Annotated in this window: 15 protein-coding genes; 12 read left to right on the top strand and 3 right to left on the bottom strand. The window is 61.7% G+C overall.

Going from position 1 to position 16,585, the window contains the following annotated elements:
- Window positions 1-158 precede the first annotated feature (158 nt).
- From AC5I5I_RS02120 to pcaG, 5 genes are all read left to right on the top strand, one after another.
- Complete coding sequence (locus tag AC5I5I_RS02120) at window positions 159-1,019, top strand: CoA transferase subunit A (protein WP_495969465.1); 861 nt, start codon at window positions 159-161, stop codon at window positions 1,017-1,019.
- 5 nt (window positions 1,020-1,024) lie between these two features.
- Window positions 1,025-1,795, top strand: coding sequence for a CoA-transferase subunit beta (locus AC5I5I_RS02115; RefSeq protein WP_495969464.1), 771 nt, complete (start codon window positions 1,025-1,027; stop codon window positions 1,793-1,795).
- Between the two features lie 160 nt (window positions 1,796-1,955).
- Window positions 1,956-3,161, top strand: coding sequence for a 3-oxoadipyl-CoA thiolase (gene pcaF / locus AC5I5I_RS02110; protein ID WP_495969463.1), 1,206 nt, complete (start codon window positions 1,956-1,958; stop codon window positions 3,159-3,161).
- Between the two features lie 100 nt (window positions 3,162-3,261).
- Entirely contained in the window at window positions 3,262-3,966 is a 705-nt protein-coding gene (gene pcaH, locus AC5I5I_RS02105) for a protocatechuate 3,4-dioxygenase subunit beta (RefSeq protein ID WP_495969462.1), read from the top strand.
- Between the two features lie 20 nt (window positions 3,967-3,986).
- The gene (pcaG, locus tag AC5I5I_RS02100) at window positions 3,987-4,589 is read left to right on the top strand and encodes a protocatechuate 3,4-dioxygenase subunit alpha (protein WP_495969461.1); all 603 of its coding nucleotides are present in this window, start codon (window positions 3,987-3,989) and stop codon (window positions 4,587-4,589) included.
- 118 nt (window positions 4,590-4,707) lie between these two features.
- Here the strand turns inward: pcaG and AC5I5I_RS02095 are convergent, their stop codons facing one another.
- A complete protein-coding gene (locus tag AC5I5I_RS02095; RefSeq protein ID WP_495969460.1) occupies window positions 4,708-5,178 on the bottom strand; it encodes a YHS domain-containing (seleno)protein in 471 nt (156 codons plus the stop codon).
- Window positions 5,179-5,347: 169 nt separating this feature from the next.
- Entirely contained in the window at window positions 5,348-6,046 is a 699-nt protein-coding gene (locus AC5I5I_RS02090) for a hypothetical protein (protein WP_495969459.1), read from the bottom strand.
- A 278-nt stretch (window positions 6,047-6,324) separates the two neighbouring features.
- Between AC5I5I_RS02090 and AC5I5I_RS02085 the strand changes: the two genes are divergently transcribed.
- On the top strand, window positions 6,325-7,587 hold the full coding sequence (locus tag AC5I5I_RS02085; protein WP_495969458.1) for a DUF892 family protein: 1,263 nt from the start codon (window positions 6,325-6,327) through the stop codon (window positions 7,585-7,587).
- 127 nt (window positions 7,588-7,714) lie between these two features.
- Here AC5I5I_RS02085 and ligM read toward each other — a convergent pair whose 3' ends face one another.
- Window positions 7,715-9,121, bottom strand: a complete 1,407-nt coding sequence (ligM, locus tag AC5I5I_RS02080) for a vanillate/3-O-methylgallate O-demethylase (protein ID WP_495969457.1) — start codon at window positions 9,119-9,121, stop codon at window positions 7,715-7,717.
- A gap of 296 nt (window positions 9,122-9,417) precedes the next feature.
- On the opposite strand from ligM, the gene AC5I5I_RS02075 reads away from it, so the two are divergent.
- The 6 genes from AC5I5I_RS02075 (at window position 9,418) to AC5I5I_RS02050 (ending at window position 16,505) form a co-directional block, all read left to right on the top strand.
- Window positions 9,418-10,185 (top strand): GntR family transcriptional regulator, encoded by a 768-nt coding sequence (locus AC5I5I_RS02075; protein ID WP_495969456.1) that lies wholly within the window; start codon window positions 9,418-9,420, stop codon window positions 10,183-10,185.
- A 42-nt stretch (window positions 10,186-10,227) separates the two neighbouring features.
- The gene (locus AC5I5I_RS02070) at window positions 10,228-11,340 is read left to right on the top strand and encodes a 5-methyltetrahydropteroyltriglutamate--homocysteine S-methyltransferase (RefSeq protein WP_495969455.1); all 1,113 of its coding nucleotides are present in this window, start codon (window positions 10,228-10,230) and stop codon (window positions 11,338-11,340) included.
- 247 nt (window positions 11,341-11,587) lie between these two features.
- The gene (locus AC5I5I_RS02065; protein ID WP_495969454.1) at window positions 11,588-12,844 is read left to right on the top strand and encodes an amino acid ABC transporter substrate-binding protein; all 1,257 of its coding nucleotides are present in this window, start codon (window positions 11,588-11,590) and stop codon (window positions 12,842-12,844) included.
- A gap of 103 nt (window positions 12,845-12,947) precedes the next feature.
- Window positions 12,948-13,973, top strand: a complete 1,026-nt coding sequence (locus AC5I5I_RS02060; RefSeq protein WP_495969453.1) for a uroporphyrinogen decarboxylase family protein — start codon at window positions 12,948-12,950, stop codon at window positions 13,971-13,973.
- A 114-nt stretch (window positions 13,974-14,087) separates the two neighbouring features.
- Window positions 14,088-15,200, top strand: a complete 1,113-nt coding sequence (locus AC5I5I_RS02055) for a 5-methyltetrahydropteroyltriglutamate--homocysteine S-methyltransferase (protein WP_495969452.1) — start codon at window positions 14,088-14,090, stop codon at window positions 15,198-15,200.
- A gap of 198 nt (window positions 15,201-15,398) precedes the next feature.
- Window positions 15,399-16,505, top strand: a complete 1,107-nt coding sequence (locus tag AC5I5I_RS02050) for a 5-methyltetrahydropteroyltriglutamate--homocysteine S-methyltransferase (RefSeq protein WP_495969451.1) — start codon at window positions 15,399-15,401, stop codon at window positions 16,503-16,505.
- Window positions 16,506-16,585 lie beyond the last annotated feature (80 nt).

Below are 16,585 nucleotides of genomic sequence, written 5' to 3'. Positions count from 1 at the left end.
CGGTCATGCGGTGCGGCGGGCGTGCGTCAGGGCAGGGCGTTCCGCAGCCAAAAATATTGGACTTGGCGCGAATTCGCTGGCATTTGACCCTCCGAAACCCGCTCCGTAAATAGAATAAAGCAAACCGGCGCGACAACGCGCCCGAGGAACCGCTTGATATGTCGCGTGTGATGTCGCTTGCCGAGGCCGTGTCATCGACCATCAAGGATGGCGATACGGTTGCGATGGAAGGCTTTACCCATCTGATCCCGCATGCCGCGGGGCACGAAATCATTCGTCAGGGCAAGAAGCATCTGACGCTTCTGCGGATGACGCCGGATCTGATCTACGACCAGATGATCGGGATGGGCTGCGCCGACAAGATCATCTTCTCCTGGGGCGGCAATCCGGGCGTCGGCTCGCTGCACCGGCTGCGCGATGCGGTCGAGAACGGATGGCCCAACAAGCTCGAGATCGTCGAGCATTCGCATGCCGCGATGGCGAATGCCTATGCCGCCGGCGCCGCGGGCCTGCCGTTCACGACGTTCCGCGGTTACATCGGCACCGATCTGCCGAAGGTGAATCCGGCGATCAAGTTCATCGAATGCCCGTATACCGGCGAAAAGCTGGCCACGATTCCTGCGCACCGGCCGGATGTCGCAGTCATCCACGCCTTGCGCGCCGACAAGGGCGGCAATGTGCTGCTCGAAGGCATTCTCGGCGTGCAGAAGGAAGCGGTGCTTGCCGCGAAGAAGTCGATCGTCACCGTCGAGGAGATCGTCGACGATTTCGGCCCGCGCAATCTCAACGCGGTGATCATTCCGGGCTGGGCGCTCGGCGCAATCGCGGTGGTGCCGGGCGGCGCGTTCCCGTCCTATGCTCAAGGCTATTACAAGCGCTTCAACGCTTTCTACAAGCAATGGGACGGCATCGCGCGCGACCGCGATTCCTTCCTCGCCTGGATGAAGGAGAATGTGCTCGACAAGCGGCCGGAGGATTTCGCCCGCCATGTCGAAGGCCTGCGGACGGCGGCGGAGTGAGAGTCATGAATTACAAGCCCAATGAGATGATGACCATCGCCGCGGCGCGTGCGCTGAAGAATACCGACGTCACCTTTGTCGGCATCGGCATGCCCTCGGCGGCATCGAACCTCGCGCGCCTCACCCACGCGCCCGACATCACCCTGATCTACGAGTCGGGCACGCTCGCGACCAAGCCGACCGTGCTGCCGCTGTCGATCGGCGATGGCGAACTCTGCGAGACCGCGCTGACCACGGTGTCGGTGCCGGAAATGTTCCGCTACTGGCTGCAGGGCGGACGCATCACCGTCGGATTTTTGGGCGGCGCGCAGATCGACAAATATGCCAACCTCAACACCACAGTGGTCGGCCCCTACGACAAGCCGAAGGTGCGGCTGCCGGGTGGCGGCGGCGCGCCGGAGATCGCAACCTCGTGCGGCGAAATCTTCATCATCATGGCGCAGGGCAAGCGCTCGTTCGTGGAGAAGCTCGATTTCATCACCTCGCTCGGGTTTGGCGAGGGCGGCAATCATCGCGAGCGGCTTGGCGTCAAGACCAAGGGCCCGACCAAGCTCGTCACCGATCTGTGCATCTTCGAGCCCGACCCGGTCACCAAGGAAATGACGGTCACCTCGATCCATCCTGGCGTGACCCGCGAGCAGATCCAGGAAAATACCGGCTGGACCGTGAAATACGCCGACAAGGTCGCGGAAACACCGCCGCCGACCGAGAAGGAATTGTCGGTGCTGCGCGAATTGCATGCCCGCACTGCGCGCGCCCACGGCGAGGCGGCGTGAGCGGCGATTATATGTAACTCGACTATCCGTCATCCTGAGGTGCGAGCGAAGCGAGCCTCGAAGGATGAGCGGCCCGGATCTTGAGACAATGGCCGTCGCCCTTCGAGGCTTGCGCTTACGCGCAAGCACCTCAGGGTGACGGGGAAAGGTATGACAAAGCATGCGTGAAGTATTCCTCTGCGACGCCGCCCGTACCGCCATCGGCCGTTATGGCGGTTCGCTGTCGAAGGTGCGGGCGGACGATCTCGCCGCCGTGCCGATCAAGGCGCTGATGAAGCGCAATCCGAATGTCGACTGGTCGGCGATCGACGAGGTGATCTTCGGCTGCGCCAATCAGGCCGGCGAGGATAACCGCAACGTCGCGCGCATGGCGCTGCTGCTGGCGGGGCTGCCAGATTCCGTGCCCGGCATCACCGTCAACCGGCTCTGTGCCTCAGGGCTGAATGCGGTGGGCGATGCCGCGCGCGGTATCCGCGCCGGCGAAATCGACTTTGCGATCGCGGGCGGCGTCGAATCCATGACCCGCGCCCCGTTCGTGATGGGCAAGTCGCAGGAAGCCTTCGCGCGCCAGGCCGACATTTTCGATACGACCATCGGCTGGCGCTTCATCAATCCGCTGATGAAGAAGCAATACGGCGTCGACTCCATGCCGGAGACCGGCGAGAACGTCGCAGAAGATTATCAGGTGACGCGCGCCGACCAGGACGCTTTCGCTTATCGCTCGCAGCAGCGCGCTGCCAAGGCGCAGGCGGCCGGTTTCTTCGCCGAGGAGATCGTTCCGGTCGAGATTGCCGGGCGCAAGGGCGAGGTCACGATCTTCGACAAGGACGAACACCCGCGCGCCGATACTACGCTGGAACAGCTCGCCAAGCTGAAGACGCCGTTCCGTGAAAATGGCACCGTCACCGCCGGCAATGCGTCTGGCGTGAACGATGGTGCCGCGGCGATGATCCTCGCTTCGGAAGAGGCGGTGAAGAAATACGGTCTGACGCCACGCGCGCGGATCCTCGGCATGGCGTCGGCCGGCGTGCCGCCGCGCATCATGGGCATCGGCCCGGTACCGTCCACGCGCAAGCTGATGGACAAGCTCGGCCTGAAGATCACCGATTTCGACGTGATCGAGCTGAACGAAGCGTTTGCCTCGCAGGGTCTGGCGGTGATGCGCCAGCTCGGGCTGCCGGACGATGCCGAGCAGGTCAATCCGAATGGCGGTGCGATTGCGCTCGGCCATCCGCTGGGCATGTCGGGCGCGCGGATCGCAATGACCGCGGCGCATGCGCTCGAGAAGCGCGGCGGCAAGAAGGCGCTGGCGACCATGTGCGTCGGCGTTGGGCAGGGCGTGTCGCTCGCGCTGGAAAAGATTTGAGAAAAACGCTCGTCCCCGCGAAGGCGGGGACCCTAAGTCAAAAGACTGGAGTCCCGCTTTCGCGGGAATGAGCGGGCGAGATACGAGGGGAAGTAAAACGATGTCCTTGATCTATCCATTGGACGGCCTGTCGGCCTATCCGAAACACCTGACGCCGGAATACAAAAGCACGGTCAAACGCTCGCCGACCAAGCCGCTCATTCTGGCGCCGCATACGCTGTCGGAATTGACCGGCCCGGTCTACGGCCACGATGCAATCCAGGAAAACGACAACGACCTGACGAAGCAGGGCAAGGGCGGCGAACCGCTTGGCGAACGCATCATCGTGCACGGCTACGTGCTCGACGAGGACAAGCGGCCGGTCGTGGATTCGCTCGTGGAAATCTGGCAGGCCAATGCCTGCGGTCGCTACGTGCATATCGTCGATCAGCATCCGGCGCCGCTCGATCCGAACTTCACCGGCGCGGGCCGCACCGTCACCGACAAGAACGGCTATTACAAATTCATCACCGTGAAGCCCGGCGCCTATCCGTGGGGCAATCACCACAATGCCTGGCGGCCGAACCACATCCATTTCTCGGTGTTCGGCCATTCGTTCCTGTCGCGTCTGGTGACGCAGATGTATTTCCCTGGCGATTACCTGTTCCCGTTCGATCCGATCTTCAATTCGGTGACCGACCCGAAGGACCGGGATCGCATGGTCTCGACCTTCGACCTCGAAAACACCATTCCGGACTGGGCGCTGTGCTTCCGCTTCGACATCGTGCTGCGCGGCCGCGAACAGACTCCTCCGGATCTGGATTAAAACGAACGGGATTTCACACCATGTCAGTTCTCACACCTTCGCAGACCGTCGGCCCGTTCTACGCCTACGGCCTCACCCCCAAGGGCCGCGCCCACTGGGATCCGGACGGGACCTATTCTTGGAAGGAGACCATCGGCTCGAACCTCGTCACCGCCGATGTTGTCGGCGACCGCATTCGCATCGAAGGCGGCATCTATGACGGCGACGGCAAGCCAATTCCCGACGCGATGCTGGAAATCTGGCAGGCCGACGGAAATGGAAAATACTCGAACGAGCCGGGCAGCCGCCGGCTGCCGAACACCGCGTTCAAGGGCCACGGTCGCTCGGCCTGCGACGGGTCGGGCGTGTTTCAGTTCGACACGGTGAAGCCGGGTGCGGTGGCCGGTCCCGACGGCAAGGCGCAGGCGCCGCATATTGTGGTCGCGATCTTCGCGCGCGGCATGCTGCGGCAGGTCTATACCCGCGTCTATTTCGACGGCGAGGCCGCAAATGCAACCGATCCGGTGCTCAACCTCGTGCCGGCCGATCGCCGCGCCACGCTGATGGCGAAGAAGCAAGGCGACGTGTGGCGCTGGGACATCCACATGCAGGGCGACAAGGAGACGGTGTTCTTCGCGGTGTAATTCGCTGCGCCCAGCGCAGCGGCTGCTCCAGCGGATCTGTTGTTTCAGAGTCCATACGAACGGCCCGGCGGCTCAAGGCGCCGGGCCGTATGCGTTTCGGCTATAACTCGCTCTTCGATCAGAGCTTGTCGGCGCTGGTCGCGTAAATCACCTTCCAGTTGGATTCGCCTTTCCGGATCACATTCGACGTATCGGCGAGAAACAGTTTGGTATGCGCCGCGTCCGAGCTGTTCAGATACAACTGGCCGTCGACGATCTTCCAGAATTCCGGCTTGGTCGCGACTTTCTTGCCCTTGCTGGCCCCGGCCGAGCACCACCCGCCATAAGCCGGAGCATATTTCGCAGGGTCCGCAGCAAACAGATCGCGGTTCGCAGCAGACGCAAAGCGCCAGGTCGCGCCCTGATATTCGGCAGTGAACTGGTTCGATCCCATCGTCGGCTGCCCGACGGTGTGATAGGCGACCACATCGTAGCCGGCTACGGCTGCGCCATCCTTGACGTAATGCTCGTCGGCCGCGAGCGCCGATGTAGCGGGAAAGAACAGCACGGCGACAGCGACAAGCGCTGCATTCAAAGCGGAAAATCGCATTCGTAAACCTCCCATGCGCTGACATGCCTGAGATCGCAGGGCCGACCGGCGCATATGCAGTCGACGAACTATCTTCGTGGCGGGTTGTCCCGCTGTTACAGCGGGCGGCCCATCGCGGTTCACGACTTCGGGAGGAGGTGCATTGCCCTGCGGATTTACGCGGTCGGTGCTACTGCAATATTCCCACCGCGCGCGCTGCGACGAACGCGACCGTCAGCAGCGAGATCATCGCCTCAGCCATCATCAACAGCTTGGCCCGTTGCGACAGCGGCATGGTATCGGCCGGCGAAAACGCGGTCGCGTTGGTGAATGCCAGGAACAGATAGTCGATAAAGCCGGGCGAAAACGATGATGCTTTCGCGCGATGGACCGTCGCCTGCGGGAAGACGAACTCGTAATAGGGCTGGCCCAGCGCATGCCGCATCGCCGGGCCGCCGCCGTCCAGTCCCCAGAACCACAATCCGAAAACGATCACGTTGATCACCCAGATGATCACCGCATCGACCAGCAGCGTCCGCGCGTTCTCCGCCTTTCCGTCGAGCAGCGCCTGCACGAGCTCGCTCAGCGCGACGAAATTCATGACGGTCATGACCAGGATCAGCGCCAGCGCGAAGTGGCGGATGGTGCGGCGCTTCGGGTCGACGATCTTGCCATCGGCGATCGCAATCGGCGCCCGCATCTCCTCGATCCGGAACATCACGGCGAGCGGAATCAAAAGGGCGATCTCCATAGCCGGCGCGAGCCAGCGCGGCCCGAGCGAGAGATCGTTGATCAGAAAGAATTGCAGGATCGCGACGGTGAGGATGGCCCCGCATGCCAGCCAGAAATCGGCGGCGTGGGCGTCGGGAGGTAGCGAGTGGTCTTGCACGTCGGAGATCCTGGGGCGTGGGTGCGAAAGCTGATCAGGCGGTCCGCACTTCGAGAGCGATCCGCTGCCACAACTCGTTATAGCGTCTCCATTGATGAAAACAAAAAGCTGTCCTGCGGCGGCGCTGAAGCAATGTCCTCGTCTTCGAACGACGTGCGTCTTTTGACGTGAATTCAGGCTCATGGGAACTGCAATATAAAGTCTGCAGCCGGAACGAGCAGGCCCAGGGCGCGTTCGCCTAAGTCCACTATCCGTTTCCGCAATCACAAGGTCACGTCATGTATCATCACGTTAAAAAACTCATGTACACGGTTCGCGTGGATGAGCCCGACCCCCGATTCGGCAACATGCTGCTGGAGCAGTTTGGCGGCGCCAACGGTGAGCTCGCTGCGGCGATGCAGTATTCGGTCCAAGGTCTCAATTGCGAAGATCCTGCTCGCAAGGATCTGCTGATGGACATCGGAACCGAAGAGTTGAGCCATCTGGAGATTGTCGGGACCTTGGCGCGGATGCATCTCAAGCCGATGAAATCCATCCGGGAAGAAGCGGAGGCCGATCCCCTGATCGCGATCGCGGGCGGCGGCGGCGTAAATCTGTTCAATTCGATGGGCAACGCGTGGACGGCTGACTACCTGAAGGTCACGGGCGAGCTCGATGTCGATCTGCGCAGCAACATCGCTGCCGAAGCTCGTGCCAAAATCGTCTATGAGCGACTGATCAACTTCTGCCGGGACTCCGGCACCAAAGATGCCCTTCAGTTTCTCATGACGCGTGAAATCACGCATATGCGGGCGTTCACCGCTGCGCTGGAGAGCATGGGCAAACCGCCTTTCTCGATTGGTCGAATTGCGCCCACGCCGCAATTGGTCGATCAGTATTTCAACGACTCGACCGGAGAAGGCGATCACGGTGAAGTCGATGCACGTGGTCCCTGGAACGAAGGAGAGCCGTGGGAATATGTGGAGGCTCCTGCTTTTCAGGATTTCGCTGACGGCGGTGAAAACCCTTCAATTCATGCTGCGAGCTCGGAAGGCAGCTCCGACATTCTGGAAGCCCTTCTCGTCGATCAGTTGCGAGATATCCTTCATGCCGAAAAGCAGCTGTTGAAAGCCTTGCCAAAAATGGCGAAAGCTGCGCGTACCGCTCAACTCAGGACGCTGTTCGAAACCCATCTCGCCGAGACGGAGCTGCAAGTCGATCGTCTCACCGAATGTCTCAAAATGCTGGGAGGCGCAGCGAGAGCCAAGCCCTGCAAGGGGATGGCCGGGCTGGTCGACGAAGGCGAAGAGGTCATGGGCGAGGGTAAGGAGAAGGAAGATGCGCCGGCCGACATCGCACTCATCGGAGCGGCCCAGCGCGTCGAGCATTACGAGATTGCGGCCTATACCGCAGCGAGAAATCTGGCATCGCAGCTGCATCTGCCAGTGATTGTTCATCTGCTGACCCAGTCCCTCGGTGAGGAGCAAAACGCCGATCAGCTTCTCGACCAGGTGGCCCAGCCGCTGATGTCGGTGGCGAGGATGCCGGCCGCTGTCGAATAGCGGATCAAGCGGGCGCGCGCGAAACGGCCTTCTGCAGCGGCTGCGTTCGACGTCCGAAGGGTCGCACTAAGAAAAGCCCCCGTGCATCGCACGGGGGCTTCGTCATTCCGGTACGTGGAACGAAGGCTTATGCCGCCTGGTGGCGCCACTTGCCCTCATAGCCCTCGCGGACTTCGGCCGCATACGGAGTCGGGCCGACCACGACCTTCACTTCGGTCTGCTTGTGGCGCTCGACCGTGGTCTTCTTGGTGCCGCCGTTTTCCTCGCCCCACACTAGGGTGAGTTCGGTGCCGGGCTTGGCGTATTCGGCTTCCACCCAGCCGAGCGACAGCATCTTGCGCTCGTTGAAGGAATAGCCCGAGAACATCGAGGCGCCGGCCATCTTGCCGCCCTTCGCCATCACGGTGTCGTAGGACGACGAGGCGTAGTTCGACAGAGGCAGGTCGATGAACTTGAAGTTCTCGCCATGCGGAGCGAACATCGACGCGTTGATGCGATTCACGTCGTCGTTATCCCACGCGAAGGTCACCTTCTTGCGGTGGTTCTTGCCTTCCATCGCCTTCAGCGCATCCGAGCCGATGAAGTCGTGGTCGAACTTGGTGAAGGTGTTGTAGCCGAGCTCATACGGAGTCGTGTAATAGTCCTCGATGTTCTTCGACACGAACGAACCGCCGAGACCGGCAACCGCCTCGTAGCTCGTTTCCGGCAGCCACTCGCGATAGGCCTTCAGCTTGTCGCCGGAATAGATCGCCGGCACCGGCGACGGGATCCAGCCCGATTCCAGGGTGTTGGTCGCGTAGGCGCGGGCGCCGACCGGCACAATGCCGAAATCCTTGCCGGCTTCGAGGATGGCGTTGCGAACTTCGTCGCCCTCGGCATACGGACCCCAGATTTCGAGACCGGGCGCGCCGGCCATGCCGTGACGCAGCGCACGGATCTTGCGGCCGGCCATGGTCACGTAGCCCATGTTGAAGAACTTGATATCCGGGAACGTGCCGCCGGTCAGCTTCTTGATCACGCCTTCGGCGTTCGGGCCCTGGATCTGATAGCGATAATAGCTCCGGGTCACCGGCTTGCCCATCGGGCGCGACGGCGAGCGATCGTCGTATTCGGTCTGCACGTCGAAGCCGCCGGTCTTGGCGTGGAATTCGATCCAGTTCGCCGCCGGGTTACGGCCGACATACACCATCTCGTTTTCGGCGAGATAGAACAGGATGCCGTCGCCGATCACATGGCCATACGGCGTCACCGGCGCGAATTGCTTCGCTTTGTCGACGGTGAAATTCTTGAACGAGTTGGTGGAGAGATAGGACAAGAGCTTCACGGTGTCCTTGCCGCGCACGAACAGGTTCACCATGTGGTGCGACTGGTCGAACAGCACGCAGGTCTCGCGCCATGCACGCTGCTCGTCGCGCCAGTTGGTGAATTCGGGCGCAACGACCGGATACACATAGGCGCCGATCTGCGAATTGCGCATCATCTCGACCGTATTGCCGGCCGCTTTCAACTTCTCTTCCAGGTTCTTGTAAGCCATCTGATGTTCCTCCGATGATGGTTCGATAGTGTTGCGTGGCGGACCGCAAGGCGGCCGGTTGCGCGAGGCGAGGCGTTTCCGCCCTGGCCCTGAGACCGGCAAATCCGTCTGTGTCTGTATACAGAGGCGCGAAAAGCCGCCGCTCCCACCCTCTGCCTGTTTCGTCCCTGTTTCGAAAACTTAGCGTTGGATTGACGTTTCTTGGCGCTCCGGATGGACTAACCACCCCTCCTGCCTGTATTGTATACAGCATGAATTCCCGGCAATCTCAAGGCCGGGAAGAAGGGGAGGCATCTGTGCCGGTTCAGGCAGCCGACAACGAGCGGTCGTCGTCGCAGACGGTCAAGGCGCAGCTGTCGCTGCGCGACCTGATCCTGTCCGGCGAACTGAAGCCGGGGGACCGGATTTCCGAGCTTTCCGTGGTCGAGCGGCTCGGCATTTCCCGTACTCCCATCCGCATGGCCCTTGTCAGGCTCGAAGAAGAGGGGTTCCTCGAAGCCATACCGTCCGGAGGATTTGCCGTGAAGGCATTCTCCGAGCGCGATATTCACGACGCGATCGAAATGCGCGGCACGCTGGAAGGTTTCGCGGCGCGGCTCGCGGCCGAACGCGGCGTCCGCAATGCTGTCATGCTGGAGATCAAGGACCGGCTGGCGCAGCTCGACGAACTGGTGGGCCGGCCCACTCTGAGCGTCGACGACTTCTCGCAATATGTGGGACTGAATGGGCAGTTTCATGCGCTGCTGATCGATGCCGCGGACTCGCCCGTGCTTGCGCGCCAGATCGATCGCGCACTCAATCTTCCGTTCGCTTCGCCGAGCGGTTTCGTTATGGTTCAGGCCATGTTGCCGGAAGCTCGAAAGATTCTGACCATCGCCCAGGACCATCATCATTGCGTCGTGCGTGCGATCGAGGAACGCGAAGGCGCGCGCGCCGAAGCGCTGATGCGCGAGCATGCGCGGCTGGCGCATCGCAATCTGCAGCTGGCCTTCCGCAACCAGGGCACCCGCGATCTCGTGCCCGGCGCGGTTCTCATCAGGAAGGCCGTGCCGGCGCGCTACTGACCTTCAAGAAAACACGCACAAAAGAATGGGAGTGAATGCTTCATGACGCAACGTACAAGGCCGCCTTTCCGCGCCGACCAGGTCGGCAGCTTCCTGCGCCCCGAGCGCCTGAAGGAGGCTCGCGCCAGGCGCGACAAGGGCGAGATCACCGCGGCGCAGCTCAAGGCCGTCGAGGATGAAGAGATCAAGAAGGTCATCAAGCAGCAGGAAGACGTCGGCATGCAGCTCGCCACCGACGGCGAGTTTCGGCGCACCTTCTGGCACTTCGACTTTCTCGGCGGCATGACCGGCATCGATCTCTACGACCATTCGCAGGGCATCAAGTTTCAGGGCGCCGAGACAAAGGCCTGGGACATCCGCACCACGGGCAAGATCGATTTTCCGGACGATCATCCGTTTCTCGACCATTTCCGCTTTCTGAAGGCCAACACCAAGGTCGTGCCGAAGATGACGATCCCGTCGCCGACGGTGGCGCATTTCCGCGGCGGGCGGGCCAAGATCAGCAAGGATGTGTATCCCGATCTCGACCTCTTCTATGAGGATTTGGGCAAGGCTTACGCCAAGGCGGTGAAGGCCTTCTACGACGCCGGATGCCGCTATCTGCAATTCGACGACACGGTCTGGGCCTATCTCTGCTCGGAGAAGGAATTGGCGCAATCGCGCGAGCGCGGCGACAAGACCGACGACCTGCAGCAGAAATATCGCGACATGATCAACCTGTCGCTCAAGGACAAGCCAGCGGACATGACCGTGACCATGCATGCCTGCCGCGGCAATTTCCGTTCCACCTTCATCTCCTCGGGCGGCTACGAGCCGGTGGCCAAGGTGCTGCTGGGCGAGGTGAATTTCGACGGCTATTTCCTGGAATACGATTCCGATCGCGCCGGCGGCTTCGAGCCGCTGCGCTTCCTGCCAAAGGGCGAGAAGCAGGTGGTTCTCGGGCTGATCACCTCCAAGAGCGGCACCCTGGAAAGCAAGGACGAGGTGAAGCGCCGCATCGACGAGGCGACGAAATTCGGGCCGCTGGAGCAATTCTGCCTGTCGCCGCAATGCGGCTTCGCCTCGACCGAGGAGGGCAACATCCTCACCGAGGACCAGCAATGGGCCAAGATGCGGGAAATCGTCGAATTGTCCCACGAGGTATGGGGCAAATAGGCCGAGCCCGGCTTCGCGCCGGCAGGGTGTGATCCAATGCCGGGTGGCTCGCCGCCACCCGGCAGATCCTCCGTATTTCGAAAAGATAACCTCACCGCGCGAGGCGGCGGGAGGCAACGATCCCAAGGGCTTCGGGGCGAGCCGATTAACCGCGCTGGCGCGGTGTCGAGTTTTAGAGCTTGAAGCCGCCGGTCGGATCGGGAAGAATCCCCCCATAAATCAATAAGGGCCTTTAAGGGAGGAACCCATGTTACGAAACCTGACCGGCATGCTTGCGGCGGGTGCAGCGGCTCTGTCGTTGCTCGCAAGCCCGCAAGCGAACGCGCAATCCGGTGAACCGATCAAGATCGGTCTCGGCATCGCAATGACCGGCGGTCTCGCCGGCCCCGGCAAGCAGGCGCTGCTCGGCGTTAAAATCTGGGAAGATCAGATCAACAAGAAGGGCGGCCTGCTCGGGCGTCCGGTCCGGATCATCGCGTATGACGATCAGACCAATGCCTCGACCGTGCCGGGCATCTACACCAAGCTGATCGACGTCGACAAAGTCGACCTCATCCTCGGACCGTATGCCACGAACATGATCGCACCGGCGATGCCGGTCGTCATGCAGAAGGGCAAGACGATCATCGGCCTGTTCGGTCTCGCGGTTAACAGCGAATTCAACTACCCGAAATATTTCGCGATGATCCCGACGGGGCAGAACACCAAGCCGTCTTTCACTGAGGGCTTCTTCGAAGTCGCCGCCAAGAACAAGATCCAGACCGTTGCGCTGGTGGCAGCTGACGCCGAGTTCGCGAACAACGCCTGCGAAGGCGCGCGGACGAACGCGAAGAAGCACAACATCAAGGTGGTCTACGATCGGAAATATCCGCCGGCCACGACGGACTTCACGCCGATCGTTCGCGCGATCCAGGCGGCGAATCCGGAAGCCGTCGTCATCTGCTCCTATCCGCCGGACTCGGTCGGCATGGTGCGCGCGGTCAATGAAATCGGATTCAAGCCGAAGATGATCGGCGGTTCGATGGTCGGCCTGCAGATCAGCGCGATCAAGACCCAGCTTGGCCCGTTGATGAATGGCTGGATCAACTACGAGACCTGGGCGCCGACCAAGCATTTCCTGAATCCGGACGCTGAGGCGTTCCTGAAGGAATATCAGTCACGCGCCAAGTCCGAGGGCGTCGATCCGCTGGGCTACTATCTCGGTACCTGGGGCTATGCCTATGCAGAGTTGCTTGGCAAGGCAGTCGAAGGCGCCAAGAGCCTGAACGACGACAAGATCGCGGAATATCTTCGCCAGAACACCATCAACACCATCATGGGTCCGGTTAAGTTCGGCAAGAATGGCGAATGGACCGAGTCTGGAATGATGCAGGTTCAGTACAAGGGCATCAAGGGTAACGACCTCGAGCAGTTCCGCGGCCTCGATACCCAGATCATCCTGACGCCGGATCAGCACAAGACCGGTGAAGCGGTGCTGCCGTTCGAAAAGGCGCAGCAGCAGTAACGCGCTGAGGGTTGAAACCATCGCGGCGCCGTGCGAGCCATCGTGCGGCGCCGTTTTCTTCTGAACCCAAGCCTGCAAGTCCAAGAAAAGGTGGATCGTCTTGATGCTGCTGCCCACAAGTCTCGTCGGCTCCTATCCCCAACCCGAATGGCTGATCGACCGCGAGCGGCTGTCCAAGCAGGTGCCGCGGGTGCGCATGCACGACCTGTGGCTTATCCCTGAAAAGCACCTTGAGGCTGCGCAGGACGACGCCACGCTGCTCGCGATCCGCGACCAGGAGCGGGCCGGGCTCGATATCATCTGCGACGGCGAGCAGCGCCGCGAGAGCTATTCCAACCGTTTCGCCACCGCGCTCGAAGGCATCGACCTCGACAAGCCGGGCACCACCATCAACCGCACCGGCAAGACCATTCCGGTGCCGCGTGTCGCCGGCAAGATCAGGCGCATGCATCCGGTTGAGGTGCGCGACGTCAAGATTTTGCGCGCCAATACCGATCGCAAGATCAAGGCGACGGTGCCCGGCCCCTTCACCATGGGCAAGCAGGCGCAGGACGACTTCTACGGAAACGAGGAAGCGGTGGCGATGGATTACGCCGCTGCCGTGAATGAAGAGATCAAGGACCTGTTCGCGGCCGGCGCCGACATCGTGCAGATCGACGAGCCGTGGATGCAGCAGCATCCCGAGAAGGCGCGGCAATACGGGCTGAAGACGCTGGCCCGCGCGCTCGACGGAGTGACCGGCACCATCGCGATCCATCTGTGCTTCGGCTATGCGCAGGTCGTGCATGAAAAGCCGACCGGCTATTCGTTCCTGGGCGAACTCGAAAATAGCGGCGTGCATCAGGTCTCGATCGAGGCGGCGCAGCCGAAGCTCGATCTCAATGTGCTGAAGCAACTGCCGTCGAAGACCATCATCCTCGGCGTCATCGACCTTGGCGATCTTGTCGTCGAGCGGCCGGAGACCGTCGCGGACCGAATTCGTGCCGCGCTCAAGGTGGTGCCGGCCGAGCGCCTCGTGATCGCACCCGATTGCGGCATGAAATATCTGCCGCGCCAGGTGGCATTCGGGAAGCTGAAGGCGATGGTCGATGGCACGAAGATGGTGCGCAAGGAATTGACCGGGGGCTGAGAACAATCTCTCCGTTCGTCCCCGCGGAAGCGGGGACCCAGAGCTACTTCACAAGCCTCCCTGGGTTCCCGCTTTCGCGGGAGCGAGCGGCAAACCGATAGGGCGGAACCTCACATGACGAACGATACCAAGCCCCCCTTCCGTGCCGACCATGTCGGCAGCCTGCTGCGCCCGAAGGCGATCCATGACGCGCGCACCAAGCACGCCAAAGGCGAGATCAGCGCCGGTGAATTGAAGGAAATAGAGGATCGCGAGATCGAGCGCGTCATCAAAAAGCAGGAAGAGGTTGGGCTGAAGGCGATCACCGACGGAGAATTCCGCCGCTCCTGGTGGCATCTCGATTTTCTCTGGGGCCTCGACGGCGCCGAAAAGCATGTGATGGACACCCGCATCAAGTTCGCCGCGGTCAACACACGCAACGAGGGCGTGGCGGTCACCGGCAAGCTCGGTATGTCGGGCCCGCATGCGATGGTCGAGCATTTCAAGTTCGTCGCGGCGCACACGAAGCAGACGCCGAAGATCACCATTCCGTCGCCGTCGGCGATCTACGGTAGGCCGGTCGCAACGCCCATCGACAAGAGCGCCTATCCAGACATGGACACGTTCTGGCACGATCTCGGCAATGCCTACAAGAAGGCGGTGCGCGGCTTCGCCGATGCCGGCTGCCGCTATCTGCAGCTCGACGAGGTGTTCATCGCGATGCTGTGCGACCCGAATTATTGCGAGCAGATGAGAAAGCGCGGTGACGATCCGGACAAGCTCGGGCCGCTCTACGGCGATCTCATCAACGCGGCGATGTCGGATATCCCCTCCGACATGACGATCACCATGCATCTGTGCCGGGGCAACTACAAATCGACCTTCATGGGGGCGGGCGGATACGACGCCGAGGCCGAGGTGCTGTTCGACCGCATCAAGGTGCACGGCTATTTCATGGAATACGACACCGAGCGCGCCGGCGGCTTCGAGCCGTTGCGGCTGGTGCCGAAGGATCGCCGCGTGGTGCTGGGTCTGATCACCACCAAGACCGGCGAACTGGAGAGCAAGGATGTCATCAAGCGCCGGATTGACGAGGCCTCGAAATACATCTCGCTCGATCAGCTCTGCCTGTCGCCGCAATGCGGCTTCGCCTCGACCGAGGAAGGCAACACGCTGACCGAGGAGCAGCAATGGGCCAAGCTGCGGCTGATCGTGGAGATCGCCGACGAGGTCTGGGGTAGGAATTAGCGCCGCAGCTTCCCTCTCCCCGCGTCAGCGGGGAGAGGGTGGCGAGCGTATGCGAGCCGGGTGAGGGGCGAGTTCGCATGGGTACTAAGCCGGCCCTTCACCCGGTTTGCATCGCTTCGCTCGCAAATCGACCTCTCCCCGCATTGCGCGGAGAGGTAAGGAGCGGCGAAGTGTGAGTACGAAAAGAGAGACCTGAAAATGACCAACACCACTGCACCCTTCCGCGCCGATCACGTCGGCTCGCTCCTGCGCACCGCGCCGTTGAAAGAAGCGCGATTGAAACGCGAGAAGGGCGAGATCGACGCCGCGGCACTGAAAGCGGTCGAAGATGAAGAAATCAGGAAGATCATCAGGAAGCAGGAAGAGGTGGGCTTGAAGCTTGCGACCGACGGCGAATTCCGCCGCTCGTGGTGGCAGTTCGATTTCTTCAAGCTGCTCGATGGCGCCGAACTGGTGCGGACCGCGCACGGCATCAAGTTTGCCGGCGTCGAGACCCGTCCGGAGGATATCGCCGTCACCGGCAAGCTCGGTTATTCCGGCGCGCCGATGATCGATCATTTCGAATTCCTCGAGGCGAATTGCAAGGTCACGCCGAAGATGACGCTGCCGTCGCCGACGGTGCTGCAATATCGCGTCGGTCCGAAGCCTATTCAGGACGGCCTCTACAAGTCGACGGAAGACTTGCTGCACGATCTTGGGCTCGCCTATCGCAAGGCGATCAAGGCGTTCGGCGATGCCGGCTGCCGTTATCTGCAGCTCGACGATACGTCTTACGCGCATCTGTGCGACAAGGAACGGCGCGCGGCGCTGCAGGCGCGCGGCGAGGACCCGATCTGGCTCGCCGATGCCTGGGCCGACATGATCAATTCCGCGCTGAAGGACAAGCCGGCTGGCATGGTCACGGCGATGCATCTGTGCCGCGGCAATTTCCGCTCGACCTTCGTGTCGTCCGGCGGTTACGAGCCGGTGGCCGATGTGCTGTTCAACAAGATCGGCATCGACGGCTATTTCCTGGAATACGATTCCGATCGCGCCGGCGATTTCGCGCCGTTGCGATTTTTGCCGAAGGCCAACAAGCGCGTGGTGCTCGGATTGGTCACTTCGAAGACCGGCACGCTGGAAAGCAAGGACCTGCTCAAAAGGCGCATCGAGGAAGCGACCAAGGTGGTGCCGCTCGAGCAGCTTTGCCTGTCGCCGCAATGCGGCTTCGCCTCGACCGAGGAAGGCAACGTGCTGGCCGAGGACGAGCAATGGGCCAAGCTGCGGCTCTGCGTCGAGGTCGCCGAAGAGGTGTGGGGGAGATAAACGCTGCGGCCGCCTCCGGAAGATAGGCGGCCCGTCACACGCGCCGACAAGCACAGGAGGAAAGACATGAGTGGCTGCGC

It is taken from the genome of Pseudorhodoplanes sp., assembly GCF_059499825.1.
This window is presented reverse-complemented; position numbering and strand designations above follow the sequence as displayed.

Bases quoted from the DNA above. Each gene is read 5' to 3' on its own strand.
- AC5I5I_RS02120 (WP_495969465.1), top strand. From the start codon at position 159: ATGTCGCGTGTGATGTCGCTTGCCGAGGCCGTGTCATCGACCATCAAG.
- AC5I5I_RS02115 (WP_495969464.1), top strand. From the start codon at position 1,025: ATGAATTACAAGCCCAATGAGATGATGACCATCGCCGCGGCGCGTGCG.
- pcaF (WP_495969463.1), top strand. From the start codon at position 1,956: ATGCGTGAAGTATTCCTCTGCGACGCCGCCCGTACCGCCATCGGCCGT.
- pcaH (WP_495969462.1), top strand. From the start codon at position 3,262: ATGTCCTTGATCTATCCATTGGACGGCCTGTCGGCCTATCCGAAACAC.
- pcaG (WP_495969461.1), top strand. From the start codon at position 3,987: ATGTCAGTTCTCACACCTTCGCAGACCGTCGGCCCGTTCTACGCCTAC.
- AC5I5I_RS02095 (WP_495969460.1), bottom strand. From the start codon at position 5,178: ATGCGATTTTCCGCTTTGAATGCAGCGCTTGTCGCTGTCGCCGTGCTG.
- AC5I5I_RS02085 (WP_495969458.1), top strand. From the start codon at position 6,325: ATGTATCATCACGTTAAAAAACTCATGTACACGGTTCGCGTGGATGAG.
- ligM (WP_495969457.1), bottom strand. From the start codon at position 9,121: ATGGCTTACAAGAACCTGGAAGAGAAGTTGAAAGCGGCCGGCAATACG.
- AC5I5I_RS02070 (WP_495969455.1), top strand. From the start codon at position 10,228: ATGACGCAACGTACAAGGCCGCCTTTCCGCGCCGACCAGGTCGGCAGC.
- AC5I5I_RS02065 (WP_495969454.1), top strand. From the start codon at position 11,588: ATGTTACGAAACCTGACCGGCATGCTTGCGGCGGGTGCAGCGGCTCTG.
- AC5I5I_RS02060 (WP_495969453.1), top strand. From the start codon at position 12,948: ATGCTGCTGCCCACAAGTCTCGTCGGCTCCTATCCCCAACCCGAATGG.
- AC5I5I_RS02055 (WP_495969452.1), top strand. From the start codon at position 14,088: ATGACGAACGATACCAAGCCCCCCTTCCGTGCCGACCATGTCGGCAGC.
- AC5I5I_RS02050 (WP_495969451.1), top strand. From the start codon at position 15,399: ATGACCAACACCACTGCACCCTTCCGCGCCGATCACGTCGGCTCGCTC.